Raw genomic sequence first — 26238 nt, 5'->3', positions numbered from 1 at the left:
CCTTAACTAATTATTGATGAGAAAATTACTCTATATTGCAAGTGCAATTGCGCTTGTTGCATGCGGGTCTAGCAAAGAAACCACGAGCACAGATAATGACACTACTACAGATTATGCTGCTGAATACGCTAAAACTATCACCGCTAAAGATTTAGGAAAACACTTATTTATTTATGCTTCTGATGAGTTTGAAGGAAGAAATACTGGTGAACCAGGGCAAAAGAAAGCTGTTAAATATTTGAAAGATTTTTATGTAAGCCAAGGAATTAAGTCTCCAATAGGTGGTGATGATTACTTCCAAGAAATTCCTGCTGATTTTTTAAATAGTAACAGCCGTAGAGGACTGAATTTAAAAGACTCAGAAAATGTGGTTGCTTTCATTAAAGGAACTGAAAAACCAAATGAAATTGTAGTTATCTCTGCTCACTTAGATCACGAAGGAGTTAAAAATGGAAAAATTTATAATGGGGCTGATGATGATGGTTCTGGTACTGTGGCAATCTTAGAAATTGCTGAAGCTTTCAAAAAAGCTGCTGATGCTGGCAAAGGGCCTAAGCGTTCAATCCTATTCTTACATGTTACTGGTGAAGAAAAAGGTTTGTTAGGATCTAAATTTTATACCGAAAATCCTATTTTCCCTTTAGCTAACACTGTTGCTGATTTAAATATTGACATGGTCGGTAGAGTTGACGACCGTCATAAAGGAAACCCTAATTATGTATATTTAATTGGTTCAGACAAGTTAAGTACTGAGTTACACAATATTTCTGAAGCAATGAACAAGAAGTATACAAATATCAATTTAGACTATAAATATAACGATGATAACGATCCTAATCGTTTTTACTATCGTTCTGACCATTACAATTTTGCTAAGCATAACATTCCAATCATCTTCTATTTTAACGGAACACATGCTGACTATCATCAGCCTACAGACACTCCTGACAAAATCAATTATGAAATGTTAGAAAACAGAGCTCGTTTAGTTTTCCATACAGCTTGGGAAGTTGCTAATCGCGAAAAACGAATTGTAGTTGATAAAGCCGCAAAATAAAGTCAATCAAATTTAAATTATAAGTTACAAAGCTCATCAAATCGATGAGCTTTTTTCATTTACAACCCCAAGTAACTGTTAGGTTCCATTAAAATTTATCGCTCTACACTCAATCAATCAGTAATAATTAGATTATTTATCTACACAGAATATTAAAATAGAAAAATAATCTAATTATTAATCTTTTTAATGACAAATACTATTGTTTCGTTTACTTTTGCCCGCTTAAATTTTCATCCATGGCTAACGAGCATAAATTATCAATAGAGAATCAACAAAAACTAAATAAACTTGAGCATGAACTTACCAATGCTCGTGATACTTTTTTAGGGTATCCTGTATCAAAAGATTTTGACTATTCAGAGTTAAATAGATTTTTTCAGTACCCTATTAACAATCTTGGTGATCCTTTTGAACAAGGTACCTATCGTGTACAAACACACGAAATGGAACGCGAAGTTATCGCCTTTTTTGCCAAGTTATTTAGAGCAAACCCTAAAGATTTCTGGGGATATGTTACCAACGGAGGTTCTGAAAGTAATTTATATGGTTTATATATTGCTCGTGAGTTGTTTCCAAAGGCTATGGTATACTATTCTGAATCTACTCACTATAGTGTACGTAAGAATATCCATTTATTAAACATCCCTAGTATTGTAATTAAATCACAAGAAAATGGTGAAATGGACTACGAAGATTTTGAAAATACCGTTCGCATGAACCGCCACAAACCTGTAATCGTGTTAGCTACCTTTGGTACAACCATGAAAGAAGCTAAAGATGACATAGGTAAAATCAAAGGAATTTTAAGCAACATGGCTATCCAAGATCATTATATTCACTGTGATGCTGCTTTAGCAGGTTCTTTTGGACCATTTATGGAACCTCGTTTACCGTTTGATTTTATGGATGGTGCAGATAGCATTTCTATTAGTGGACATAAATTTATCGGTTCTCCAATCCCAACAGGAGTATTAATGGCAAAACGATCTAACAGAGATAGAATTGCTAAGGGTATTTCTTATATAGGTTCTTTTGACACTACCATTACAGGTTCACGTAACGGACACTCACCATTATTTTTATGGTACGCTTTAAAACAATTAGGAGTTGAAGGATTACAACAACGTTATCAACATAGTTTAGCTGTTGCTGAATATTGCGAAGCTGAATTACAAAAAATTGGAATTGATGCTTGGAGAAATCCTAATGCAATTACCGTAGTATTACCAAAAACTCCGAAAAGCATAAAAGACAAATGGCAATTAGCTACCGAAGGAGACATTTCTCATGTAATTTGTATGCCTAATGTCACCAAAACACAAATTGACGAATTCATTAATGATTTAAAAAATTGCACAGAACCAATTATTGAAGAGGATATTTCCTATGATTTTTCATTGAGTTAACATTCTTTTAAAACACAACGTATATCTTTGAACGCTTTAAAAGAAAAATAATCTATGAAAAAATTACTATTATACACAATGCTGTTTGCATTGTCGTTTGCTAATGCACAAGAAAAAGAAGACAACGAAAAATTAACTATTGAAAAAGGTACATGGTATATCAGTGGAAACCTATCAATAAACCAAAATAACTACGAAGCTGAAGATTCTAACAATGACTCTGAATCTTTTGGGTTTAATTTTTCACCTAAGATAGGATACACCATTAACGACAACTTAATTATAGGTTTGGGTGTAGGTTATGGGTATTCAAAAAATAAATCAACAATTATGACTGGTAAGGGAAATTCTTACCAAGTTTTTCCTTACATCAAAAAACATTTCCCTCTTGGTAAAAAACTAACTATTTCATTACAAGGAGAATTTAGATATAGTTATTCTGACTTTTCAAACAATGACACTCCTACTCCCTATAAAAGAGAATCTAATGAATATTTTATAGGAATTAGGCCAGGAATAACTTATTTCTTAAATAAAAATATTGCTTTAGAAGCCAATATAGGTGGTTTAGGTTACTCAAAAACCAATCATGAAGACAACATTAATCTTTCTAATAGAGATACTAGCTCTTTTAATTTTAATATAAACTCAACTGATTTAATGTTTGGTTTATCGTACTATTGGTAGTCTTAAAATTTACAAATCAAACAAAAAAACGCTAAGAAATTTCTTAGCGTTTTTTTATACATTCTATAATTTGAAACTTTTTATTCTGATTTACAACACTTACAGATTCAAACAATAAACTTAGATGTGTACTATAATTTAAGTGTGAATTAGCTACTAATAAAAACCTACCATTTGTTTTTAAACAGTCTTTTACACCTCTAAAAAGGTTCAGTGCTATTTCTATATTATTTTCATGTTCGAAATGAAAAGGAGGATTCGATACCACTAAATCAAACGAAGCTTTTTCTATACCTTCTAAAGTGTCAGCACATAAAAACTGTGCTTTTTTTCCTTGTAAATTAATTTTAGAAGACTCAATAGCCAAATTAAAATCGTCTAGTACAGTTACTTCCGTTTGTGGGTTTTGCTCAACTACCTCATAAGCTATAATTCCATTCCCAGAAGCCACATCCAATATTTTTAACTCTTCTGGTTTAACTATTAAATTTTCCAAAAAGAATTGTGTTCCAATATCAATACTTCCTGAAGAAAACACTCCATAATATTGTTGTAAAAGCTTTTCTTTCCATTGAATTGTATTGATAAATTCTTTCTTCAGAATTGATTCTTTAGGCGATTTTAAAATAAGTAATCGCGCTTTCTTCCATGCTTTTGATTGGGTTACCTCATCAAAATACTGCTCTGCTACTTTTATAAAAGAAGGTGAAAAGTATTTGGTCATGAATCCACAAACCGCTTCAGTGTTCTCATTAGAAACTTTGTGAATTTGTTGTAAAAACAGCTCGAATAATTCAATAGACTTAGGAATTTTCATCAAAGCTAACTCCACTTTTCCCAAATCATCCAGTGGAGTTTTATAGTCGACTATAACTGGTAACTTATTCAACTCTAAATTTTGACGAATGGCTTTCTGCTGACTAGCATAGGTCCAAACTGTTGTGAGTTTTTTATCGTGCAATGTACAATTCCACACCCCAAAACGATCATTAAACAAATGTAAATGTTCAATATTCTTATCGGCTATGTACTCTAACACCAATAACTCAGCATTACTCCATGCACGAAGACTTTTATCAAAAGTCTTTGGGTAACGTTCTAATTGATATGTCTTCGAATTAATCTCTACAGCAGCTTCCAATAGGCTTATCTTTATCTTATAAATAGATTTCTCCCTGCAGTCGAAATGACTTAGAACTAAATTCTAAATTAACACTTCTTCCTGAGCTTCATAAATTTTATCTAAAGAGGTAATCTCTCCATCCTTTCCTCTTCTAAAAATATGTTTAGACTCCACCTCAATAATCGACTCTTTTCCCATTGCTGCTACCATTTCTTTAACAGCACTAATAGTTTTATTGTGGTAATTCTTTACACGTACATTCTTGTATTCAACAACCAAAGCCTTAACTAAATCTTTATCTTGAGTTGCCACACCAACAGGACAGGTATCTAAATTACATTCACGTGCTTGTATACATCCTAAACTTAACATAAAACTACGTGCCATACCAATAGCGTCTGCACCCAGAGCCAAATATTTCACTACATCAAACGCGTCAATAGCTTTACCACTAGCAATAATTTTAATTTGATTCTTTAATCCATATTTTTTCAACATTCCGTTCACAAATGACAATCCTTCTAATAATGGAGTTCCAATATAATTTGAAAACTCCAATGGTGCAGAACCTGTACCTCCTTCTCCTCCATCAACAGCAATATAATCCGGATAATTATTCGCATCAGCAAAAGCTTTGATCATTCCTTCTATTTCATCATTATCTCCAACACAAAATTTAATTCCAATAGGCTTTCCTCCTGATAACTCTCTTAAACTTTGAATAAAGTTGATCATTTCATCAAAATTAGAGAAAGCATCGTGACTTGGTGGTGAGTCTACTCTAGTAAACGGTTCTACAGAACGAATCTCAGCTATTTCTTTTGTATTCTTTTTAGCTGGAAGAATCCCACCGTGACCAGGTTTAGCTCCTTGAGAAAATTTAATTTCCACCATCTTTACTTCTGGACGAATCGCATTGTTTTTAAAAACTTCTGCATCAAAAACACGCTTACCATTCACACTTTTTCCTGCTCCAAAATATCCAGTTCCTACTTGAAAAATCAGATCTCCTCCTTGCAAATGATATGGAGAAATTCCACCTTCACCGGTATTATGAGCAAAACCGCCCATCTTTGCTCCTTGGTTTAATGCCATTACTGCATTTTTACTCAATGAACCAAAAGACATCGCAGATATATTGATAATTGAAGCATCATATTTTTGCGTACACTTATCAGAACCAATCATCACCCTTTCTCCTGTAATATAATGATGATCTTTAGGAAACAATGAGTGTTTTACAAACTCATACCCTTTTTTATATACGTTATGTTGCGTACCAAAAGGCACGGTTTCTATTTCTTTTTTGGAGCGTTGATAAACGATACTTCTCTTTTCACGGTTAATTGGTTTTCCGTTTAAATCATCTTCAATAAAGTATTGCTGAATTTTCTCTCGCTCATCTTCAAAAATCCATCGTAACCGAGCCACAACAGGAAATGCCCTCATTAACGAATGCTCTTTTTGAATAAAAGCATCATAAATAGCTAACAAGGTTACTGCAGAAGCTATGGTTAATAAAATAACATTCCCCATGTCTGGAATAAAATAAACCAGCACACCACACAAAACGTTAATAACAATAATTATCGATAAAATGGTATCTCTCATCTCTTGTGTTTTTTACAAGCTAAAATAAAGGTTTTAAACAAAAAAAACTCTGACCAATAGCCAGAGCTTTTATAATATATTATAAAATACTTAAAATTATTTTTTGAATTTTGAGTATTTGTTTTTGAACTTATCAATACGTCCTGCAGTATCTACTAACTTAGACTTACCAGTATAGAAAGGATGTGAAGTTCTTGAAATTTCTAATTTGATTAATGGATACTCAACTCCTTCTACTTCTAAAGTTTCTCTTGTATTAGCAGTTGAACGCGTTAAAAAAACATCTCCGTTAGACATATCTTTAAACGCTACCATTCTATAATTTTCTGGATGTATACCTTTTTTCATCTCTTGTAAATTTAAAATCTTTTATTTTTGTTGAAAAATATAAAGTTGGTAAAGCTTTATAATCATTTCATTATTCAAAAACCTGCAATGGCTATTTGAGGGTGCAAATTTAACCCTTTTTTTTAATTTGCAAACAAATAATTTGCTTTAATTTGTAGAACAACAGTATAAACTACAAAAATAATATTATATATATGCGTTTTTATAACCTTTTTACTTTAGGATTAGCTACTACTTTAGTAATAACCTCTTGTAGCGAAACTAATTACAAATTTAAATTAAACACTACAAAAAAGACCACTTTAGGAGATAAAGCTGCTATTAAATTTGAACAACTTAAAGGAGAACAAATAGATTCAGTACAATTGTATGTTGACAATAAACGTGTAAATACAAACGAAACCAGCGTTACTATTAATACTGCCGATTTTGGTGTGGGAAAACATGCGGTTACTGCTCTAGCCTTTTATCCAAATAAATCTAAAAAATTAAATAATTCTATTGAAGTATTAGCTAAAGAAGCTCCTGCTGTATATTCTTATAAGATTGTAAACACATATCCTCACGATAAAGATGCTTATACTCAAGGTTTAGAATATAAAAACGGATACTTATACGAAACTACAGGACGTAAAGGACAGTCTTCTTTAAGAAAAGTAGATTTAAAAACTGGAGAAGTGCTACATAAGACTGATTTAGATGAAAAGTATTTTGGAGAAGGAATGACCATCTTCAATAATAAAATATATTGGTTAACATGGCAAGCACGTAAGGGGTTTATCTATGATTTTGACACTTTTAAACAAACTGGAAGTTTTAACTACACCAATAGTAATGAAGGTTGGGGATTGACACACAACGGTTCTGAGCTTATTAAAACGGATGGAACAAATAAAGTTTGGTTTTTAGATGCCAATACTCAGAAAGAAAAAAGCAGTATTCAAGTATACACCAACAAATACCCTGTTGACAATTTAAATGAAATTGAGTTTATCAATGGTAAAATTTATGCTAACAAATGGCAACAAAACTCAATAGTGATTATCAATCCTGAAACAGGTGTGGTTGAAGGTGTTGCTAATTTAAATGGACTAAGAGATATTGTTACTAAAGATCAAAGCTTAGAACCTCAAGATGATGTATTAAATGGAATTGCTTACGATGCAGATACCAATCGCTTGTTTGTTACAGGAAAACACTGGAGTAAATTATTCGAAATAGAACTTACTAAAGAATAAATAACCTACTTAAAAACTAAAAATCCCACTCTCTTACTATAGAAAGTGGGATTTTTTAATTGCTACTTTTTATAAACCTTCCCGTTTTTCATCACAAAAGTTACTTTTTCCATCGTGTGAATATTTTGGGTCGGGTCTTCATTTACAGCAATAATATCTGCTAAAAATCCTTTTTTAACTTGTCCCAACTCCTTTTCCTTATTTAGCAATTTAGCATTAGTTATCGTTGCAGATTGAATTGCTTCCATCGCTGGCATCCCTGCTTCAACCATATACCCAAATTCTTTTCCGTTCTTTCCGTGTTCAAATACTCCTGCATCGGTACCAAAAGCTATTTTTACTCCTTTTTTATACGCTTTACTAAAAGTTCCTTGTATTTGTGGTCCTACCGCTAAAGCTTTAGGCACCACTATTTCAGGATAAAAACCTTTAACCTTTGCCTTCTCTTCCACTTCTTTACCTGCAGTAATTGTTGGCACTAAATACACATCATGCTTTTTCATCAACTCCATAGTTGCGTCACTCATATACGTTCCATGCTCAATAGTTTTTACTCCTCCTATAATTGCTCGTTGCATCCCCTCGTCTCCATGAGCATGAGCTGCTACATGCATTCCATAATCTTTGGCAGTTTCACAGATTGCTTTTATTTCTTCAATTGTAAATTGAGGGTTATCTCCAGATTTTGCTACACTCAACACACCTCCTGTTGCTGTAATTTTAATACAATCTGCTCCATTTTTATAACGCTGTCTAACCGCTTTTCTAGCATCTTCTACCGAATTTACTACTCCTTCTTTTGGCCCCGGATTCCCTGTAAGTTCTCTTCTACTACCATTTGTTGGATCTGCATGTCCTCCTGTTGTTGCTAAAGATTTTCCAGCTGTAAACACTCTTGGTCCAACAATTTTGTCTGCTTTAATTGCTTTTGCTAAAGAAATATTAACTCCTGTTCCTCCTAAGTCTCTTACCGTAGTAAAGCCATTTAATAAAGTCGTTTTGGCAAATCCTACAGAATTATAAGCTCTATCTGCATCATTCAAAATATATTTTTCTAACCTTGTTTTAGGACTATGTTCACTTTCAATATGTACATGCATGTCAATCAATCCAGGAATAACTACTTTATCTTTTAAATCTATTATTTCATCATCAGGATTATCTGGGTTAACATAACCTTTTAACACATCAACAATTTTATTTTCTTTCACAACGACAGTTTGTTCCTCTTTAATTTTACCTTGTTCTGTATCTATTAATTTCCCACAGAATATATAAGAATTTTGACCAAATGCAATTGCAGAAATGAATAAAGTTAAGGTTAAAAAAAATCTATTTTTCATAATAATTTAAATCCGATTAGGTACTAAATGTAGTGATTTTTATGTAGCTTGCCTTTTTAATTTTACCTATTTTAGATGAAACACATTGTTATTACAGGAACTAGTAGAGGTATTGGTTTTGAATTAGCGCAACAATTTGCTAATCAAGGACATCAAGTATTAGCCTTATCAAGAAACACTAAGCCTTTAGAGCAAATAAACCACCCTAAGATTACAACTATTTCTGTTGATTTATCTAACGAAAATGATGTAAAAAAAGCGGTTAATTTTGTTTCAACTGAATGGAAAAAGGTAGATATTCTTGTTAATAATGCAGGAAAATTGATTAATAAACCTTTTGAGCAATTAACTACGCAAGATTTTGAAGAGGTTTATAGAGTGAATGTTTTTGCAGTTGCTGAATTGACTAAAAACCTCTTACCATTTATGCAACAAGGGAGCCATGTAGTAACAGTGAGTAGCATGGGCGGAATACAAGGAAGTATGAAATTTCCTGGATTAGCAGCCTATAGTTCTGCCAAAGGAGCAGTTATTACTTTATCTGAATTACTAGCTGAAGAATATAAAGAGCAACAAATAGCTTTTAACGTATTAGCCTTAGGTGCTGTACAAACAGAAATGCTAGAAGAAGCCTTCCCTGGTTATATTGCTCCATTATCCGCTAAAGAAATGGCTAACTATATTTTTGATTTTGCTTTAACAGGTAACAAATACTACAACGGAAAAGTATTACAAGTTTCAAGTTCTACTCCTTAAATTCAAGTACTACATTTGAAAAAAATATTGATTAAATACATCCCTGAAGAAGCTATTCCGTTAGTTGAATATTTAATTATTGAGCATAAAATCAATTTAAAAATAGTGAGTGAACGTCAAACCAAACATGGTGATTTTCGTCGCTTACCAAATGGTCACATGCAAATTACGGTGAATAACAACTTAAACCCATATCAGTTTTTGTTGACTTTAGTTCATGAAATTGCACATCATGTTACCTATCAAAAATTTGGAAGAGTACAACCTCATGGTAAAGAGTGGAAAACAGTTTTTCAACATTTAATGTTACCATTTTTACAGCCTGAAATCTATCCGAAAGATATGCTTCCGTATCTAGCCAACTACCTAAAAAACCCAAAAGCCAGTACCGATACCGATGTAAATTTATCGCTAGCTTTACGAAAAGGAGAATCTAAAGACGGAAAGAATTTTATCTTTGAAATTCCAAATGGTAGTGTTTTTCAGTTTAAAGAGACACTGTACAAAAGAGGAAGCAAACGAAGAACACGTTACGAGTGCTTAAACTTAAGTAACAAACGTGTCTATTTATTCAATCAAAATGCAGAAGTGGAGCTAGTAGCTTCAAACAATTAATTATATCATTCTGAAGTAAATTCAGACTAGTATCAAAACAACCAGTATGAACACTAATTATTATGCAGTAATTATGGCGGGAGGTGTAGGTTCACGTCTTTGGCCAGTAAGCACCGAAAAGTATCCAAAACAATTTCACGACCTATTAGGAACTGGTGAATCTTTACTGCAAAGAACTTTTAGTAGAATTAATCAATTAGTTCCTTCTGAAAATATTTTAATTGCTACAAATAAGCGTTATGAAGAGTTAGTATTAGAGCAACTTCCTAAAATTAGCGCAAAACAGCTATTACTTGAACCTACAATGCGTAATACTGCCCCTTGTATTTTGTATGCTGCATTAAAAATTCGCCAGCAAAATGAAAATGCTGTGATGTTAGTAGCGCCGTCGGATCATTGGATAGAAAACGAAGCGGAATTTATTAAGAATATTGAGACTTCTTTTAACGCTTGTTTTCAAGAAGATATATTAATGACTCTAGGAATACAACCGAGTCATCCAAATACAGGTTATGGTTATATTCAGTTTGAAGAAAATGCTTCTGAAATAAAAAAAGTAAAAACGTTTACCGAAAAACCAAACCTAGAAAAAGCTACTCAGTTTTTAGCGAGTGGTGATTATCTGTGGAATGCTGGTATTTTTGTTTGGTCTGTTTCTAGTATCTTAGATTCTTTCAACAAGCATCTTCCTGAAATGGTTAACATTTTAGATGCTGGTGACAACGTATACAACACCAATTTTGAAGACGATTTTATTAAAAGTAACTATGAAAAGTGCGAAAACATTTCTATCGACTTCGGAATTATGGAACGCTCTGAAAAAGTACACGTACTCCCTGTAGATTTTGGTTGGGATGATTTAGGTACCTGGGGTTCTTTATATAACAAACTTGGTAAAGACACTCACCAAAATGCAACAGTTGGAGCTACAACTATTTTTAAAGACGCCAACGGAAATATGGTTAGTACTAAAAATGGCAAAAAAGTAGTAGTTCAAGGATTAAAAGATTTCATTATTGTAGAAAAAGACGATGTATTAGTTATTTGTCCCCGTAAAGATGAGCAAGACATTAAGCTAATTAGTGCAGCTGCAAAAGAGAAATTTTAACAAGCTACCTCTCTCTTTATAAGATATTATTGATTAATGGAATATTCTAACATTCTTAACATAGGAATTTTAGCACATGTTGATGCTGGTAAAACTACTTTAACCGAACATTTATTATACCATACAGGAGCTATAAGAAATATAGGAAGTGTAGATAAAGGTTCTACTGTTACTGATAGTTTAGCGCTAGAAAAAGAGCGTGGAATTTCCATAAAAGCAGCAACCACTTCTTTTATTTGGAATGATACCAAAGTCAATCTAATAGATACTCCAGGACACGTAGATTTTTCTAGTGAAGTTGCAAGAACATTATGTGTGGTAGATGCTGTTGTTTTAGTTGTTTCAGCAGTTGAAGGTGTACAGGCTCATACCTTAACTATTGCAGATGCTTTGCAAAAGCTGAAAATTCCAACCATAATTTTCGTTAATAAAATTGACCGACAAGGAGCTGATACTGAAAGTGTTTTAGAACAAATAAAAGATGAGCTTCAAATTAAAACTGTATCTATCTATACCAGTCATCAAGAAGGATTAGATGCTGCTTGTATTACTCCAGTTTTTCATGATGATTTAGTTACCAAAGAACAAAAAGAAGCCATAACAGAAGAACTGATTGAAACTGATGAAAGTCTGTTAGAGCAATACTTAAACGGTGGTACTATAACTGATGAGACCTATATAAAATCTATTGTAAAGAATACTTCCAAAGCTTTAATTTCTCCTGTATTTATTGGGATTGCTAAAAACAACATCGGTGTAAAGGAATTATTAGATGGATTAACAAATTTCATCAAACCAGATAAGAATACTGCCACACAAGAAACTTCTGCTTATGTATACAAGTTGGAACATCATAAAACTCATGGTGTTATGGCACATGTAAAAGTCTTTTCGGGTGAGCTATCTTCTAAGTCGGTTATTTATAATCATACACAAGCTGTAGAAACTAAAATAAACCAATCGAAGGTTTTTCATCATACCAAACATATTGACACTACTATTAAAGCTGGTGATATCGGAATTATTACAGGTGTTGTTGATACTAAAACAGGAGACATTCTTGGCAACCCCGAAAGAATTCCAAAACTACCCGAATTAAACACTCCCGTTTTGAGTGTACAAGTATTACCTGATAACGATAAAGATTACAATACTTTAGCGCAGGCTTTACAAATCATAGACAGAGAAGATCCAACGCTACAATTCAAGTGGCATAAACCCGAAAAAGAACTGTTATTGTTATTAATGGGGGATATGCAAATTGAAGTGCTTACACATGCATTATTAGAGCGATTTTCAATACCTGTTACTTTTACAGAACCACAAATTGTTTACAAAGAGACCATAAGTAAAGCTGCAGAAGGTTATATTCGTTATTGGATGCCTAAGCCTTGTTGGGCAATTATGACTTTTTTAATTGAACCCGCTCCTTTAAACTCAGGTGTTAGCTATCAATCTATTGTTTCTAAAAATGATATTCATAATAAATATCAAAACGAAATAGCCAGAACGATCCCTAAAGCTTTAGAGCAAGGTTTACTCGGCTGGGAAGTAACCGATGTAAAAATCACATTAATTAAAGGAGAAGATCATAATATACATTCAAGACCTGGCGATTTTAACTTAGCTACTCCAATGGGAATCATGAAAGGTTTACAAGCTGGAGGAACACATTTATTAGAACCTCTTGTTCGCTTTGAAATAAAAACCAATGAAGAATTTTTAAGTAAAATTATTTCTGAACTTACTACTAGAAGAGCTACTATTAACTCTCCTTCTTTTCAAAACGAAATGATGCATCTTACAGGAACCATCCCCGTAGCTACTTCTTTAGATTTAAGTATTAAGTTAAATACTGTTTGCAGCGGTCGTATACGTTTGCGAATGATTTTTCATGGTTATGATGTATGCCCTGAAGGAGAAGGGAAATCGAGAGAGTTTAAAGGAGTAAATCCATTAGACGAAGCTCAATGGATTTTACACCGTCGTGGTGCTTATAAAGCTGACGAGCGAGTAATCTAGCCAACCTTCTTTATTTCATTAAACACCAAAGAGTTAAAAACTTTCTCTTCACTTATAAAATGACTTTTTATAGAAATATAATTAAGAGGATCAATCTTTCCTTCTAAACGCATATAATCTTTTTCAGTAGTTAATATGATTTTTTGTTGAGATTGCAATTCATCAAAACTTTTCTTGATCGTTGTAATATCTTGATTCGTGAAATTATGATGATCAGGAAAGTTTAGATGCTTAAAACTTACTTTCTTTTCTTTCAAAAAATTCAATAAAGGAGTCGGATTCGCAATTCCCGTTACTAACAATACTTCTTTATCCTGCAAATCAGCAATTGTTAACTCTTCAACTCCTTTTAAATTTTCGTCATACGTAATCGTTGTGAAAAACACTTTTTGATATGATTTTGGATTAAGTTTTTGCACTATTTTTTCTTGTTCTCCTTTCGATAAATTCTCAGGACATTTCGTAACCACTATCACCTTAGCTCGCTTAGCCCCTCTTCTACTTTCTCGCAAATTTCCTGTAGGTAATAAAAAATCATCTACAAACAAATCGTTGTACTTGGTTAGTAAAATATAACTACTGGCCGTAACTTTTCTATGCTGATAGGCATCATCCAACAATACAACTTCTGGCGGATTATTACGTAGCAACAACTGCTGAATTCCATTCGTTCTATCGGCATCCACAGCCACGGTAATCTCTTCTTTGAACTTTTTATAAAACTGTAAGGGTTCATCTCCTACATCTTCTGCAGTATGTGCATCATTTACTAACTGAAAACCTTCCGTTTTGCGCTTGTACCCTCGACTTAAAACAGCTATTTTATAATCATCTTTCAATAAACGTATCAAATATTCAATCTGTGGAGATTTTCCTGTCCCGCCTACACTCAAATTCCCTACAGCAATTACAGGAATATCAAAAGAAGTAGCTTTTAAAATACCAATATTAAAAAACCAATTACGAAACCTCGTAACAACATCATACAATATAGCAAACGGAAATAATAAAAATCGAAGTAGCTTCATTACACCAAAAGTAAAAATTATTTCTTCATTACTAACAAAGTGAAGTAACCTTTATAGTAACAACTAGTTTTACTAACTTTGAACTATCATTAAACTCACCCAAATGCAAATAAAAGACGTTACCAACTATATTGAACAATTAGCACCGCTTTCGTATGCTGAAGATTTTGACAATGTTGGCTTATTAATAGGAAATTACACTACAGAAGTAACCGGGATTATAGTCACTCTTGATACTCTTGAAGAAACTGTGGATGAAGCAATTACTAACAATTGTAATCTTATTGTAAGCTTTCATCCAATTGTATTTAGTGGCTTAAAAAAAATAAACGGTAACAATTATGTAGAACGTGTTGTATTAAAAGCTATTCAGCATAACATTGCTATTTATGCTACCCATACAGCTTTAGATAATGTTAATAATGGTGTTTCAGCTAAAATGGGAGAAGTTTTAGGTTTAGAAAACATGAGAACACTCATTCCTAAAAAAGGAATCATCAAAAAGTTAACTACTTATGTTCCTTTTTCAGAAGCTACTAATTTACGTGAAAAATTATTTGAAGCGGGCGCAGGAAATATTGGTAATTATGACAACTGTTCTTTTAATGTAGAAGGAAAAGGAAGTTATAGAGGTAACGAAACCTCAAATCCTACTGTTGGTGAAAAAGGTAAATTAATGTTTGAAGAAGAAACCTGCATTACGGTAACATTCGATTCTTATTTAGAAGAAAAAATACTTTCGGCTCTCTTTAAAAATCACCCGTATGAAGAAGTTGCTTACGAAGTTATTACCTTAGATAACCAAAACCAAAACGTAGGTATGGGAATGATTGGAGAACTTTCTTCTCCAATGAATGAAAAAGACTTTTTACTATTTGTAAAAGAAACCTTTAAAACAGGCTGTGTTCGACATTCAGAATTGCTTGACAAGCCTATTAAAAAAGTCGCTGTACTTGGAGGTTCAGGAAGTTTTGCTATCAAAAATGCCATACGAGCAGGTGCAGATGCATACATTAGTGCTGATTTTAAGTATCATGAGTTTTTCAAAGCTGAAAAAAACATCTTACTTACCGATGTTGGACATTATGAAAGCGAACAATTTACAAAAAATCTTTTAGTTGATTATCTTAGCAAAAAATTTAGTACTTTTGCAATTATTTTAAGCGAAAAGAGTACAAATCCAATACACTATATTTAACAGATGGCAAAAAAAGAAGTAACGGTAGAAGAAAAATTAAGAGCGTTATACGATTTACAGTTAATCGATTCTAGAATTGACGAAATTAGAAACGTTCGCGGTGAATTACCTTTAGAAGTTGAAGATTTAGAAGATGAAGTTGCCGGATTAAACACTAGACTTTCTAATTTAGCTGAAGATGTTAAAAATTTAGAAACTGATATTAGTAACAAAAAATTAGCTATTGATGAATCTAAAGCATTAATCGCTAAATATGCAGAACAACAAAAAAATGTTCGTAATAACCGTGAGTTTGATTCTTTAACTAAAGAAGTTGAGTACCAAGAATTAGAAATTCAATTATCTGAAAAAAGAATTAAAGAGTACAAAGCTAAAATTGCTCAAAAAAACGAGGTTATCGAGAAAACAAAAGAGAAATTAACTTTACAAGAAAGTCACTTAGCCCACAAAAAAGGTGAGTTAGATGCTATCTTAAAAGAAACTGAGAAAGAAGAGCAGTTATTAAAAGAAAAATCTGAAGAATTTGCTCAGTCTATTGACGATCACTTATTATCTGCTTACAATAGAATTAGAACTAAAGTAAGAAACGGATTAGCTGTTGTAGCTATTGAACGTGGAGCTGCTGGAGGTTCTTTCTTTACGATTCCACCACAAGTGCAATTAGAAATCGCTAACCGTAAGAAAATTACAATTGACGAGCACAGTGGACGTATTTTAGTAGATGCTGCCTTAGCTCAAGAAGAAAAAGAGAAAATTGACAGCTTGTTTGCTTAATATTTTTTCTTAAAATATATATCAAGCCCTCTAAAATAGAGGGCTTTTTTTATCCCTCTCCTTTACTCTTTATATTTCAAGAAAACTAAACTTTACATGCATGTTACATTTTCGTATCTTGCATTTTGCTTATGATACAATTTATATTAAATAACCAAGTAATTAAAACGTCTGCAAATGCAGGTATTACGCTACTTGATTTTATTCGAGACCATCAACAGTTAAAGGGAACCAAAATAGGATGTCGTGAAGGCGATTGTGGTGCTTGTACGGTATTAGTTGGAGAACTAACTGAGAATAAAGTAACTTACCAAAGTATAACTTCATGTATTTCTCCTTTAGGAAATGCCAATGGAAAACACATCGTTACGGTAGAAGGTATCAATTTACCTAAAGAACTAAATGCTGTACAAAAAGCAATGACCGATAATTATGCGACACAATGTGGCTTTTGTACACCAGGATTTGTGGTATCTATGACAGGATATGCTTTGGAAAACAACAAAACAACAAGCTGTAACGATGCTATTAGTGGAAATATTTGTCGTTGTACAGGTTACAAGTCTATTGAAAAAGCAGGTTACGAGATAGAACATAAATTACAACAACAAAACGGCAATCAGCAAATTGACTGGTTAATCAAAGAAGGTTTTATTCCTGATTATTTCAAAACCATTCCTGAAAAACTACAACAATTACAACCAAAAAACTTTGAAAAAACAGGAGTTAAAGTTGCCAACGGAACCGATATTTATGTACAACATGCAGATAAAATGGCGGAAGAAGATGTGCATTTATTAACCGATAAAAATGCCTTGAAAGGAATTTCTTTCACAGAAGGGATTTGTACCTTAGGCGTTAACACAACGGTTACCGAAATAGCTGAAAGTAAACAACTACAAACTCTTTTCCCTAAATTGAAACAATTTCTGAAACTAGTTTCTTCAGAGCAAATCAGAAATATGGGAACCATCGGAGGTAATTTTGTGAATGCCTCTCCTATTGGTGACATGTCTATTTTCTTTTTAGCATTAAATTCAACCTTAACCATTCAAAAAGAAGATGGAAGTACTCGACAAATTCCATTTCAAGAATTTCATCAAGAGTATAAAAAATACGATTTACAAGAAGGTGAAATCTTGCAATTAATACAATTCAAAGTTCCACAAGCTGAGGACTTTTTCAATTTTGAAAAAGTAAGCAAACGGACACACTTGGATATTGCTAGTGTAAATGCCGCAGGGAGAATTTCTGTAGTAAACGATACAATTATAGAGGCACATTTTTCATTAGGAGGTGTTGCTGCTATTCCGAAATATTTACACAAAACCAATGCTTTTTTAATTGGAAAAACAATCAGTTCGGAAACAGTAAAAGAAGCTGAAACAGTTTTACAGTCAGAAATCTCTCCCATTAGTGATGTACGTGGAAATGCTGAATACAAGCGTTTGTTAGCAAGACAATTATTTTTTGCTCACTTTTTAGAGCTATTCCCTAACCAAGTTGAACTTAAAAAATTGATTACCTAATGAAAACAATGAAAAATATTGACAGTTTCACGCATGTCCGAGGAGAATCGTTATTTGTTGACGATTTAATGCTACGTCAAGACACCTTATTCGGATTGGTTTTTGACTCGCCAAAAGCGCATGGAAAAATCAAATCGGTAGATTATTCAAAAGCAGAAGTGTTAGAAGGTGTAGTAAAAATATTCACCTATAAAGATGTTTTAGGAGAAAATCAAATTGGAGGTATCATCCCTGATGAACCTTTATGGGCAGAAAATGAAGTTCATTTCTCGGGACAACCCATTGCTTTTATTGTTGCCAAAAGTGAAGCTATTGCTAAAAAAGCTAGAGCTTTAATTACCATAGATATTGAAGAACTTCCTGTAATCACAACCGCTAAAGAAGCTAAAGAAAAAGGAAGTTTTATCAACGCTCCTCGCTCTTTCAAATTGGGGGATACTCTAAATGCCTTTACCGAATGTGATTATGTTTTTGAAGGTGAGACTTTTTCGAACGGACAAGAACATTTGTATTTAGAAACACAAGGTTGTTATGCCGTTCCTCAAGAAAACGGGAATATAAAAATTACCTCATCAACTCAAGGCCCTACTGCTGTTCAAAAAACAGCAGCAAAGGTATTAGGCGTTCCAATGCATAAAATTGAAGTAGATGTAATCCGTTTAGGAGGTGGTTTTGGAGGAAAAGAAGATCAAGCAACTCCTTGGGCTGTTATGGCTGCTGTAGCAGTGCAACACTTAAACCGCCCAGTTAAATACATGCTGAATCGCCATGACGATTTACGCATGACAGGGAAACGTCATCCCTATTCTTCATTTTACAAAATAGGATTAACCAAAGACTTAAAAATAAAAGCTTTTGAAGCCGAGTTCCTACAAAATTCAGGAGCCGCAGCAGATTTATCACCTGCAATTGCCGAGAGAACTTTGTTTCATGCTACCAATAGTTATTTTGTTCCAAACGTACATACTACAGTGTATAGTTGTAAAACCAACTTACCACCTAACACCGCTTTTCGTGGTTTTGGTGGCCCACAAGGAATGTTTGTGATTGAAAGTGCCATTGCAGATGCCGCTGATAAAATCGGAATCAATAAAAGATTAATTCAAGAAGCTAATCTATTAGCTGAAAATGACGAGTTTTCATACGGACAAATTGCGACCGAAGTACAAGCACAAAATTCATGGTTTAGCGCAAAGGAGCAATATCAACTGGAGCAACTAGAACAAGAAGTAGCTGACTTCAATAAGAAGAACAACCGCTACAAAAAAGGTATTTCATTAATGCCTATTGCTTTTGGTATTTCGTTTACCAATACCCCAATGAACCATGCACGTGCTTTGGTGCATATTTATCAAGATGGAAGTGTTGGTGTCTCAACAGGTGCTGTAGAAATGGGACAAAGTGTAAACACCAAAATATTACAAGTAGCACAAAGTGTTTTAGGAATTTCGCCAGATAAAGTAAAACTAGAAACTACCAATACTACACGTGTTGCCAATACCTCACCTTCTGCAGCAAGTTCAACTGCCGACCTTAACGGAAAAGCAACTGAAATGGCTTGTAATTCGTTAGTTGAACGACTAACAGTAGTTGCCGCTGACATACTCTCTACCAAAAAAGAAAACATCTCTTTTCAGGAAGATGCTATTTTTGTAAGTGATAAAAAATCAGATCTAACATGGGAAGCTTTAATTGCTGAAGCGATGCTACGTCGTGTAGCACTCTCTGAAAACGCACATTATGCAACGCCAATTATTCACTTTGATAAAACCATAGAAAAAGGACATCCGTTTGCCTACCACGTGTACGGTACAGCTATAACAACAGTTACTGTAAATTGTATTCGTGGTAATTATGAAATTGATAGCGTAAAAATAGTACACGACTTTGGTAAAAGTATGAATATGGGTATTGATTTAGGACAAGTCGAAGGTGCTTTGGCACAAGGAATTGGTTGGATGACTATGGAAGAAATCTCCTATAACAATGAAGGAAGATTATTATCGAATGCTTTGTCTACCTATAAGGTGCCTGATATTTTTTCTGCTCCCAAAACAGTAGAAACCATTCCGTTAAAAACTGAAGGGAATCAAATGGCTATTAAAAAATCGAAAGCAGTTGGTGAGCCTCCATTAATGTATGGAATTGGGGCTTATTTTGCCATTCAGCAAGCTGTGAAAGCTTTCAACCCTAATTATAAATTAAAATTCCACTCTCCTTTTACACCCGAAAAAGTGTTGATGGGATTGTATGAAAAATAAAAGCTTATCAAACTACAATACACCAAACAGAATATATTTCGGGGCGCGTTAATTTATAGCATTGGAGATACGATGGCATCCCTTTTACTAAACGAGTTTTCAATATACAGACTTCTCGGAATGGTACTTATTGGTGCTACCGTTTATGCTCTTGAAATTCCTAACTATTTTAATTGGATAGAAAAAAAGACAGCCAATAATAGCGGACTCAGAAGAACCATTGCAAAAACAATATTAGCGATTGCGTACTTTAATCCACTTTGGATTTTTAGACATTTGCTGTTTATCAAGTTATTTTCTGGAAATTTTGAACAAATAACCAGTAACTTATTCATTGTTGCTTGTTGGTCGTTTTTAGTAAACATTCCTATTTCGTTTATCGCTAATTTTATCATTCAAAATAAAGTAAAACTCGATTGGCGTTTTTTAGCCAGTGCTATTTTTTCTGCACTAATGGCTATTTATTATGCCCTAAGCGAAACTATTTTTAAGTAAACTTTTATGGAATTCTGGCAACAGTTACATACAAAACTTCAAAATAAACAGAGGGTATACCTCCTAACGGTAATTGAAAATCTTGGCAGTTCACCAGGTCGAAAAGGCTTTAAAATGTTAATTACTAAAAACGGTTTTATTTTCGGTTCTGTAGGTGGTGGTGTGATGGAGTTTACACTCGTTGAAGAAGCGAAACAATTGTTGCAACAAGAAAACCCTCCAACATTCATCAAAAAACAAATTCACAAAGGAAATATCAAAGATGGTTCGGGTATGATTTGTTCTGGTGAACAAACTGTTGCTTTTCATTATTTAGATTCCAATGATATTTCAATAGTTGAGCACATTATTTCTTGCTTACAACATGGTAAAAAAGGAACTTTACACTTGTCTCCTACCCAATTTGATTTTACTTCCCTTATTCTAGAAAATCAATTTGAGTATAAAATCAACTCTTTAGAAGATTGGTATTTCAATGAACATATCGGTTTTAAAGAAACTTTATATATCGTTGGCGGTGGGCATGTAGGCGTTGCTGTTTCCGAACTCTTTGTTAAACTTGGTTTCTATGTCGTTGTTTTTGATAATAGAGAAAATCTTAACACCTTAGAAAATAACCGGACTGCTCATCAAAAATTAGTAATTAATTACAACGATATTGAAAACTACGTAGAAACATCTTCTTCAAGCTATGTAGCCATTATGACCAATAAATACACAGATGACAAATTAGTATTAAGTAAGTTGATAAAAAACAACTATAAATTTCTAGGTGTTTTGGGCAGTAAAGCGAAACTAAAAACGATGTGGGAAGTTTTACTAAACGAAGGAGTTACTCAAGAAAAATTAAACAAAGTTCACGCACCTATAGGGCTATCTATAAAAAGTGAAACTCCTGAAGAAATTGCGGTAAGTATTGCGGCACAAATCATTCAAGTTAAAAATCAAGATAAAAAGTAATTCTTTTGATAATTAAACAGGACTAATCGCTATGAACAACTCTTTGGAAAAATACGAACAATTTGTAAAAAATGTACTGAACAGGTATACTTTTGTAGATGATAAATCTGTCTCCTTATTCTTTTCAATAGCCAAAATTCAACATTTTAAAAAAGGAGAGATAATACTTCCGTTAGGTAAAATTTCTAAACATATCTACATTCTTTATAGTGGAGCAGTTGTTTCATGTTATTTATACAAAGATGGAAATGTATATCATAAAAATATTTTCTTACAAGGTGATTTTGCCGGATCAGTTGTATCATCACTAACTAACAAACCTTCTCAATTTTCTCTCGAAGCTATTGAGGATACCGTAATAATTAGCTTTCCTTTCAAAGAATACAAACAATTAATCAAAGAACATAGAGATATACAAAACTTCTATGTCGCTTATATTGAAAAAAACTGGATTATTGATAAAGAACAGCGAGAAATTGATATTGTAATGAAAGAAGCGAAAGAACGATATCTCGACTACATAAATACAAATCCTGAAATAGAAAACCGTATTCCCTTACACTATATCGCTTCTCATTTAGGTATTACACCAACACAATTGAGTAGAATTCGTAAGAATATAAAAAATACGACACTATAATCAACATATGTAAAGAAAAAGGTGCTATATACTTTTCATCTTTGTCATATGAAAATATTATTTATATACCTTTTAGCATTTATAGGCGGCATATCTCTTGCTGTTCATGCTGGATTTAACACTCAACTAGGTTCTATAGTAAAACAACCAATTATAGCAGTAATTTCCACCTCTATTGCTAGCGCCGTTTTTGGAAGTGTATTCTTCTTCTTTTTTAAAAAAGAAAATATGGAATTTGACTTAATGCTTCAAGTACCCTGGTACCTGTGGTTTATTGGAGGTTTATTTAGTATGATAGGAATCTCACTTTACTTTTACACAATCCCCAAATTAGGTATTTCAAAAATGATTGCTCTGGGGCTTTGTGGTCAACTGATTTTTTCATTATTCGCAGGTAAATTCGGATGGCTAAACCTTCCTGTTGAACCCATAACTATAAAACGATTTGTTGGAGTTGTTTTTTTAGCTATTAGTATTCTTTTAATCAATTCAAAATGACCCATACACAATTAAACATTGACAACTTAACCTCTTTATGGAGAACAGCTTCTTCTGTATATAAAGGACATCAAAAAGAAGATAGCTTTGAAATTGCATATATTGAAAATACGCAGTGGCCTAGTAGAGTTTGGACCGATTCCATTACTTCTTCACAACAAATAGAAGAACTACAACAAAAGTTAGACGCTTATGGAAACTTAACCTTCTCTTATTTTACTCCTTTTAATCAAGAAAATACCGATAAAAATGAATTACCACTCAATCTAAAATCGGTGCAATACGGTATGAGTTTACTTTTAAAAGAAAAGTTTACAACTCAGAAAAACATTACGTTTAAACGAGTGGAAAATGAAGAAGAAGCAAATACGTGGAGTCATTCTTTTGATAAAGCTTTTGGGTATAAAATAAGCCCGAAAACAATTTTTGATACTAGAGAGCACATTCCTTTTTATTTGGTATATTTTGAACAAGAGCTCATTGGGACTATAATTTTATATGCTACTGATAGCGTTGCTGGTTTGCATAGTTTAGGAATTTTACCTGAAAAGAGAAAACAAGGTTTTGCTACTGAAATCATGTGTCATACGCTGAATAAGGCTATTGACAATAACTTATCTTTAGCTACGCTACAAGCCTCAGAAATGGCAAAAGAAATGTATTTAAAACTAGGGTTTTCTTTAGACTTCTTAATGAAAAATTATGGTATTGCCAATCCTTCTTAAAAGCACAGCTTATTAACATACATAACTTTTGAACTTGGTAAAAAAACAGTAGGTTTGAGGCTACTAATGAGAAAGGATGAATTATAAAGAAATCTTTAAAACGATTGAAGAAGCATACGCTCCCTTATCTACTGAGTGTCAACAAGAGTTAATTACCAATTCAAAAGTTTGTGTATATAAAAAAGGGGATATTGTTGTACGAGAAGGGCAATTCTCTAAAAAAGTCTTTTTTATTGTACAAGGATGTTCAAGGGCTTATTACTTAAAAGATGGTAAAGACATTTCAGATTGGTTTACTTTCGAAAATCAGTTTATGGCTTCCATAGTTAGCTTTTTTAGTAACGAACCAAGTCCCCATTATGTTGAATTTGTTGAAGATTCAACCGTTTTGGAATTTTCAAAAGATACTGTTGATAAGCTTTCTCAAAAGCATCACGACTTTGAACGCTTAATTAGTAAGATAGTCACTGAAACCATGTTAGGGCTTTGCGAACGCTTATACACCATTCAATTCAACAAAGCAGAAGAAAGATATAAACACCTACTTAACATTTACCCTTTTATAACCAACAGAATTCCCCTTACACATATTGCTTCTTATTTAGGAATAACTCTAGAAACGTTGAGCAGGATAAGAAACCCCAAAAAACGAATTTGATTTATATCAAATGATAAGCCTTCCATTTACAGCAATTTTGCTAACAAATACAATAACAATGGAAGATAACAACGAACAACAACTAAAGTCAATCTGGGGAAAATGGTGGGAACCTATTAGAAAGTGGTTTTATCCTACTTGGCTAGTCTATGAAACTTCAATTCGGTTTTATGAGTATGCCTTATCGGTTCATATTTATTTTAAAAATCAACAAAACAATATCGCTTCATATATAGGAGAAGTTGGCACCCAAATTTTAGGCATATTTTGTAGCCTTAGTACTTTTATAATTTGCACAGTCTTTTTAACAATACCTACCTGTTTTATACTGTATAAGTTTTTTAAAACAGAAAACTTAACAGGTTCTCAATTTGAAGCAACATTAAAACCTATTTTTTAAGATAAATGAAGAAAATACTCATTATAAACGGACATCCAGATAAGGAAAGTTTTAATTATGCTCTTTCTGAAGCTTATAAAATAGGCGCTAAAAAATCGAATGCTGAAATACAAGAAATAAACATCCGAGAATTAAACTTTAACCCTAACCTTCAATTTGGTTATCGAAAACGAACAGAACTTGAACCTGACTTATTAGAAGCGCAAAAAAAACTAAAGTGGGCAGACCATTTGGTGTTGGTGTATCCCATTTGGTGGGGCTCAGTACCTGCAATTATGAAAGGTTTTTTAGACCGAGTTTTACTTCCTGGTTTTGCTTTTAATAAAAGAGAAAAGTCTTTATGGTGGGATAAATGTTTTACAGGAAAAACAGCCAGAATAATTTGCACATTAGACCAACCTGCTTGGTACTATAAATGGCTATATAGAAGCCCGAGTCATAATGCTATGAAAAAACTAACATTAAACTATATAGGAGTAAAAAAAGTGCAAATTACTACTATTGGTCCTATAAGATTATCAAAAGAAAAGTTTAGAGCTAAATGGTTGAAAAAAGTAGCAACTCTTGGAACAATGAACAAATAAAAAATAACCGTTATTTTTTTATAAACTGTAACAATTTCAAATCTCATCTGTCATTGAAAAAAAATATAACTAATGAAACTAATTTTACAACTATTGCTAATCACTTGTTTAATAGGAAAATCTTATGCTCAAGAAAATGATAAAAGTGTTTTTAGTAAAACTGATGCCTATTTAGAAAGTACCATAGATAGCCTAAAAATTATTGGATTAAACTACGTAATCCTCGTTGACAATAAGGTAGTACACCAAAAATCATTCGGTTCAGCACATGCTCAGCTTAAAGTACCTATGACTATAGATAAGTCTTTTCCTGTTGCTTCAATATCCAAATTATTCAGTTCGGTTGCACTTTATAAATTATTAAGCATTCATAAACGAGATGTAAATGAAACTTTAGAAGATTTTCTTCCAAACAGAAACGACTTACCAAAATCTTGGAGAAAATTAACTCTCAAACAATTACTGTCTCATACCTCTGGTGTTCCAGACCAAATAGATTATCAAATTTATTTAGCTCCTGATAGTGAAAAAACTGTTATTGAAGCCCTTAGAGACAAACCATTTAGTTCTGACCCTGGAACAGAGTCAAAATATAATGCAACAGGATTTTTACTAGTTCGTGCTATAATTGAAAAATTGGCTAATCAGGATTTTGAATCGTATATGTAAACTGAATATTTCGATAAGTTCAATTTAAGTTCAGCTAAGTACGGTGGATTTAAAAAAGTTATTCCTAATAGGGTTACTTGCTACCAAAAAAGAAATGGGAGTTTAGAGATGTTTCCTTTAAATTATTCTAGTCCTATGTATGCTGGTGCTGGTTTAAATATCTCAATAAATGATTTAGCAAAATGGTTTCAAGTCATTCAAAAAGAAAAAATCATAACAAAAAAACAACTCGAAAAAGTTTGGGCTCCTGTAAAGTTAAAAAGTGGAAAAGATGGCTACTTTGGGTTAGGATGGGAATCATATAGACTTCAAAATGATTATAGAATGGTCGGACATGGAGGGGCTGGAATTTCCTCTTTCAGACATTATTGGAATGAAAAAACCAATCAAAATGTTACAGTGATTTTGTTAACTAATGGTGCTTTAAACTGGACAATTAGGCCAAATCAAATTAACTCACAAATTGCAACTATAATACTTGAAGATAAGTAAAATAGTGTAT

Annotated in this window: 25 protein-coding genes and 1 pseudogene; 21 read left to right on the top strand and 5 right to left on the bottom strand. The window is 32.9% G+C overall.

From position 1 onward, the window contains the following. The first annotated feature begins 16 nt into the window (after positions 1-16). The 3 genes from ACQY6M_RS12405 to ACQY6M_RS12395 all read left to right on the top strand — a co-directional run bounded on the left by ACQY6M_RS12405 (position 17) and on the right by ACQY6M_RS12395 (position 3153). Complete coding sequence (locus ACQY6M_RS12405; protein WP_428742202.1) at positions 17-1057, top strand: M28 family metallopeptidase; 1041 nt, start codon at positions 17-19, stop codon at positions 1055-1057. 239 nt (positions 1058-1296) lie between these two features. Then, positions 1297-2466: a histidine decarboxylase gene (locus ACQY6M_RS12400; protein ID WP_428742201.1), complete on the top strand. Its 1170-nt coding sequence runs from the start codon at positions 1297-1299 to the stop codon at positions 2464-2466. Positions 2467-2520: 54 nt separating this feature from the next. Next, the gene (locus ACQY6M_RS12395; RefSeq protein ID WP_428742200.1) at positions 2521-3153 is read left to right on the top strand and encodes an outer membrane beta-barrel protein; all 633 of its coding nucleotides are present in this window, start codon (positions 2521-2523) and stop codon (positions 3151-3153) included. 43 nt (positions 3154-3196) lie between these two features. Here the strand turns inward: ACQY6M_RS12395 and ACQY6M_RS12390 are convergent, their stop codons facing one another. The 3 genes from ACQY6M_RS12390 to ACQY6M_RS12380 form a co-directional block, all read right to left on the bottom strand. Next, positions 3197-4294 (bottom strand): methyltransferase, encoded by a 1098-nt coding sequence (locus ACQY6M_RS12390; protein WP_428742199.1) that lies wholly within the window; start codon positions 4292-4294, stop codon positions 3197-3199. Between the two features lie 63 nt (positions 4295-4357). Beyond that, on the bottom strand, positions 4358-5887 hold the full coding sequence (locus ACQY6M_RS12385) for an FMN-binding glutamate synthase family protein (RefSeq protein WP_428742198.1): 1530 nt from the start codon (positions 5885-5887) through the stop codon (positions 4358-4360). 96 nt (positions 5888-5983) lie between these two features. Beyond that, positions 5984-6235 carry a type B 50S ribosomal protein L31 gene (locus tag ACQY6M_RS12380; RefSeq protein WP_428742197.1) on the bottom strand — a complete coding sequence of 84 codons (252 nt, stop codon included), beginning with the start codon at positions 6233-6235 and terminating at the stop codon, positions 5984-5986. Between the two features lie 194 nt (positions 6236-6429). Here ACQY6M_RS12380 and ACQY6M_RS12375 point away from each other — a divergent pair, with 194 nt between their 5' ends. Further along, a complete protein-coding gene (locus ACQY6M_RS12375; RefSeq protein WP_428742196.1) occupies positions 6430-7473 on the top strand; it encodes a glutaminyl-peptide cyclotransferase in 1044 nt (347 codons plus the stop codon). Positions 7474-7535: 62 nt separating this feature from the next. Here ACQY6M_RS12375 and ACQY6M_RS12370 read toward each other — a convergent pair whose 3' ends face one another. Next, positions 7536-8816: an amidohydrolase family protein gene (locus ACQY6M_RS12370; RefSeq protein ID WP_428742195.1), complete on the bottom strand. Its 1281-nt coding sequence runs from the start codon at positions 8814-8816 to the stop codon at positions 7536-7538. Between the two features lie 75 nt (positions 8817-8891). On the opposite strand from ACQY6M_RS12370, the gene ACQY6M_RS12365 reads away from it, so the two are divergent. The 4 genes from ACQY6M_RS12365 to ACQY6M_RS12350 are packed head-to-tail and all read left to right on the top strand — an operon-like array spanning position 8892 to position 13317. Beyond that, positions 8892-9572 (top strand): SDR family NAD(P)-dependent oxidoreductase, encoded by a 681-nt coding sequence (locus tag ACQY6M_RS12365; RefSeq protein WP_428742194.1) that lies wholly within the window; start codon positions 8892-8894, stop codon positions 9570-9572. Between the two features lie 15 nt (positions 9573-9587). Further along, complete coding sequence (locus ACQY6M_RS12360; RefSeq protein ID WP_428742193.1) at positions 9588-10187, top strand: SprT-like domain-containing protein; 600 nt, start codon at positions 9588-9590, stop codon at positions 10185-10187. Between the two features lie 46 nt (positions 10188-10233). Beyond that, positions 10234-11295, top strand: coding sequence for a mannose-1-phosphate guanylyltransferase (locus ACQY6M_RS12355; protein WP_428742192.1), 1062 nt, complete (start codon positions 10234-10236; stop codon positions 11293-11295). A 36-nt stretch (positions 11296-11331) separates the two neighbouring features. Next, a complete protein-coding gene (locus ACQY6M_RS12350; RefSeq protein WP_428742191.1) occupies positions 11332-13317 on the top strand; it encodes a GTP-binding protein in 1986 nt (661 codons plus the stop codon). On the opposite strand, the gene lpxK is transcribed toward ACQY6M_RS12350, so the two are convergent. Then, on the bottom strand, positions 13314-14345 hold the full coding sequence (gene lpxK / locus ACQY6M_RS12345; protein WP_428742190.1) for a tetraacyldisaccharide 4'-kinase: 1032 nt from the start codon (positions 14343-14345) through the stop codon (positions 13314-13316). The two genes, ACQY6M_RS12350 and lpxK, sit on opposite strands and share 4 nt — an antisense overlap. Before the next feature lie 103 nt (positions 14346-14448). Here lpxK and ACQY6M_RS12340 point away from each other — a divergent pair, with 103 nt between their 5' ends. The 13 genes and pseudogenes from ACQY6M_RS12340 to ACQY6M_RS12280 all read left to right on the top strand — a co-directional run bounded on the left by ACQY6M_RS12340 (position 14449) and on the right by ACQY6M_RS12280 (position 26228). Further along, a complete protein-coding gene (locus ACQY6M_RS12340; RefSeq protein WP_428742189.1) occupies positions 14449-15543 on the top strand; it encodes a Nif3-like dinuclear metal center hexameric protein in 1095 nt (364 codons plus the stop codon). Between the two features lie 3 nt (positions 15544-15546). Further along, positions 15547-16317 (top strand): zinc ribbon domain-containing protein, encoded by a 771-nt coding sequence (locus ACQY6M_RS12335; RefSeq protein WP_428742188.1) that lies wholly within the window; start codon positions 15547-15549, stop codon positions 16315-16317. Between the two features lie 131 nt (positions 16318-16448). Then, on the top strand, positions 16449-17846 hold the full coding sequence (locus ACQY6M_RS12330) for an FAD binding domain-containing protein (RefSeq protein ID WP_428742187.1): 1398 nt from the start codon (positions 16449-16451) through the stop codon (positions 17844-17846). Next, positions 17846-20107, top strand: a complete 2262-nt coding sequence (locus tag ACQY6M_RS12325; protein ID WP_428742186.1) for a xanthine dehydrogenase molybdopterin binding subunit — start codon at positions 17846-17848, stop codon at positions 20105-20107. Before ACQY6M_RS12330 ends, ACQY6M_RS12325 begins: the two co-directional genes overlap by 1 nt. A gap of 72 nt (positions 20108-20179) precedes the next feature. Beyond that, entirely contained in the window at positions 20180-20602 is a 423-nt protein-coding gene (locus ACQY6M_RS12320; RefSeq protein ID WP_428742185.1) for a hypothetical protein, read from the top strand. A gap of 6 nt (positions 20603-20608) precedes the next feature. Then, the gene (locus tag ACQY6M_RS12315; protein ID WP_428742184.1) at positions 20609-21562 is read left to right on the top strand and encodes an XdhC family protein; all 954 of its coding nucleotides are present in this window, start codon (positions 20609-20611) and stop codon (positions 21560-21562) included. A gap of 31 nt (positions 21563-21593) precedes the next feature. Beyond that, complete coding sequence (locus tag ACQY6M_RS12310; protein ID WP_428742183.1) at positions 21594-22202, top strand: Crp/Fnr family transcriptional regulator; 609 nt, start codon at positions 21594-21596, stop codon at positions 22200-22202. A 48-nt stretch (positions 22203-22250) separates the two neighbouring features. Further along, positions 22251-22700, top strand: a complete 450-nt coding sequence (locus tag ACQY6M_RS12305) for a DMT family transporter (protein WP_428742182.1) — start codon at positions 22251-22253, stop codon at positions 22698-22700. Then, entirely contained in the window at positions 22697-23425 is a 729-nt protein-coding gene (locus ACQY6M_RS12300) for a GNAT family N-acetyltransferase (RefSeq protein WP_428742181.1), read from the top strand. Before ACQY6M_RS12305 ends, ACQY6M_RS12300 begins: the two co-directional genes overlap by 4 nt. Before the next feature lie 76 nt (positions 23426-23501). After that, positions 23502-24083 carry a Crp/Fnr family transcriptional regulator gene (locus ACQY6M_RS12295; protein ID WP_428742180.1) on the top strand — a complete coding sequence of 194 codons (582 nt, stop codon included), beginning with the start codon at positions 23502-23504 and terminating at the stop codon, positions 24081-24083. Positions 24084-24141: 58 nt separating this feature from the next. Next, a complete protein-coding gene (locus ACQY6M_RS12290) occupies positions 24142-24483 on the top strand; it encodes a hypothetical protein (RefSeq protein WP_428742179.1) in 342 nt (113 codons plus the stop codon). A gap of 5 nt (positions 24484-24488) precedes the next feature. Continuing rightward, positions 24489-25067, top strand: a complete 579-nt coding sequence (locus tag ACQY6M_RS12285) for an NAD(P)H-dependent oxidoreductase (RefSeq protein WP_428742178.1) — start codon at positions 24489-24491, stop codon at positions 25065-25067. A 72-nt stretch (positions 25068-25139) separates the two neighbouring features. Further along, a pseudogene (locus tag ACQY6M_RS12280) lies at positions 25140-26228 on the top strand (serine hydrolase domain-containing protein). Positions 26229-26238: the final 10 nt, after the last annotated feature.

The organism is Tenacibaculum sp. (assembly GCF_050290165.1).
In the GTDB taxonomy this organism is placed as follows: domain Bacteria; phylum Bacteroidota; class Bacteroidia; order Flavobacteriales; family Flavobacteriaceae; genus Polaribacter.
The sequence above is the reverse complement of the archived record's forward strand: the minus strand, read 5'-3'. Positions and strand labels throughout refer to the sequence as shown.

Bases quoted from the DNA above. Each gene is read 5' to 3' on its own strand.
- ACQY6M_RS12290 (WP_428742179.1), top strand. From the start codon at position 24,142: ATGGAAGATAACAACGAACAACAACTAAAGTCAATCTGGGGAAAATGG.
- lpxK (WP_428742190.1), bottom strand. From the start codon at position 14,345: ATGAAGCTACTTCGATTTTTATTATTTCCGTTTGCTATATTGTATGAT.
- ACQY6M_RS12400 (WP_428742201.1), top strand. From the start codon at position 1,297: ATGGCTAACGAGCATAAATTATCAATAGAGAATCAACAAAAACTAAAT.
- ACQY6M_RS12325 (WP_428742186.1), top strand. From the start codon at position 17,846: ATGAAAACAATGAAAAATATTGACAGTTTCACGCATGTCCGAGGAGAA.
- ACQY6M_RS12355 (WP_428742192.1), top strand. From the start codon at position 10,234: ATGAACACTAATTATTATGCAGTAATTATGGCGGGAGGTGTAGGTTCA.
- ACQY6M_RS12305 (WP_428742182.1), top strand. From the start codon at position 22,251: ATGAAAATATTATTTATATACCTTTTAGCATTTATAGGCGGCATATCT.
- ACQY6M_RS12340 (WP_428742189.1), top strand. From the start codon at position 14,449: ATGCAAATAAAAGACGTTACCAACTATATTGAACAATTAGCACCGCTT.
- ACQY6M_RS12375 (WP_428742196.1), top strand. From the start codon at position 6,430: ATGCGTTTTTATAACCTTTTTACTTTAGGATTAGCTACTACTTTAGTA.
- ACQY6M_RS12405 (WP_428742202.1), top strand. From the start codon at position 17: ATGAGAAAATTACTCTATATTGCAAGTGCAATTGCGCTTGTTGCATGC.
- ACQY6M_RS12365 (WP_428742194.1), top strand. From the start codon at position 8,892: ATGAAACACATTGTTATTACAGGAACTAGTAGAGGTATTGGTTTTGAA.
- ACQY6M_RS12295 (WP_428742180.1), top strand. From the start codon at position 23,502: ATGAATTATAAAGAAATCTTTAAAACGATTGAAGAAGCATACGCTCCC.
- ACQY6M_RS12350 (WP_428742191.1), top strand. From the start codon at position 11,332: ATGGAATATTCTAACATTCTTAACATAGGAATTTTAGCACATGTTGAT.
- ACQY6M_RS12285 (WP_428742178.1), top strand. From the start codon at position 24,489: ATGAAGAAAATACTCATTATAAACGGACATCCAGATAAGGAAAGTTTT.
- ACQY6M_RS12395 (WP_428742200.1), top strand. From the start codon at position 2,521: ATGAAAAAATTACTATTATACACAATGCTGTTTGCATTGTCGTTTGCT.
- ACQY6M_RS12315 (WP_428742184.1), top strand. From the start codon at position 20,609: ATGGAATTCTGGCAACAGTTACATACAAAACTTCAAAATAAACAGAGG.
- ACQY6M_RS12385 (WP_428742198.1), bottom strand. From the start codon at position 5,887: ATGAGAGATACCATTTTATCGATAATTATTGTTATTAACGTTTTGTGT.
- ACQY6M_RS12335 (WP_428742188.1), top strand. From the start codon at position 15,547: ATGGCAAAAAAAGAAGTAACGGTAGAAGAAAAATTAAGAGCGTTATAC.
- ACQY6M_RS12380 (WP_428742197.1), bottom strand. From the start codon at position 6,235: ATGAAAAAAGGTATACATCCAGAAAATTATAGAATGGTAGCGTTTAAA.
- ACQY6M_RS12330 (WP_428742187.1), top strand. From the start codon at position 16,449: ATGATACAATTTATATTAAATAACCAAGTAATTAAAACGTCTGCAAAT.
- ACQY6M_RS12320 (WP_428742185.1), top strand. From the start codon at position 20,180: ATGGCATCCCTTTTACTAAACGAGTTTTCAATATACAGACTTCTCGGA.
- ACQY6M_RS12310 (WP_428742183.1), top strand. From the start codon at position 21,594: ATGAACAACTCTTTGGAAAAATACGAACAATTTGTAAAAAATGTACTG.
- ACQY6M_RS12370 (WP_428742195.1), bottom strand. From the start codon at position 8,816: ATGAAAAATAGATTTTTTTTAACCTTAACTTTATTCATTTCTGCAATT.
- ACQY6M_RS12300 (WP_428742181.1), top strand. From the start codon at position 22,697: ATGACCCATACACAATTAAACATTGACAACTTAACCTCTTTATGGAGA.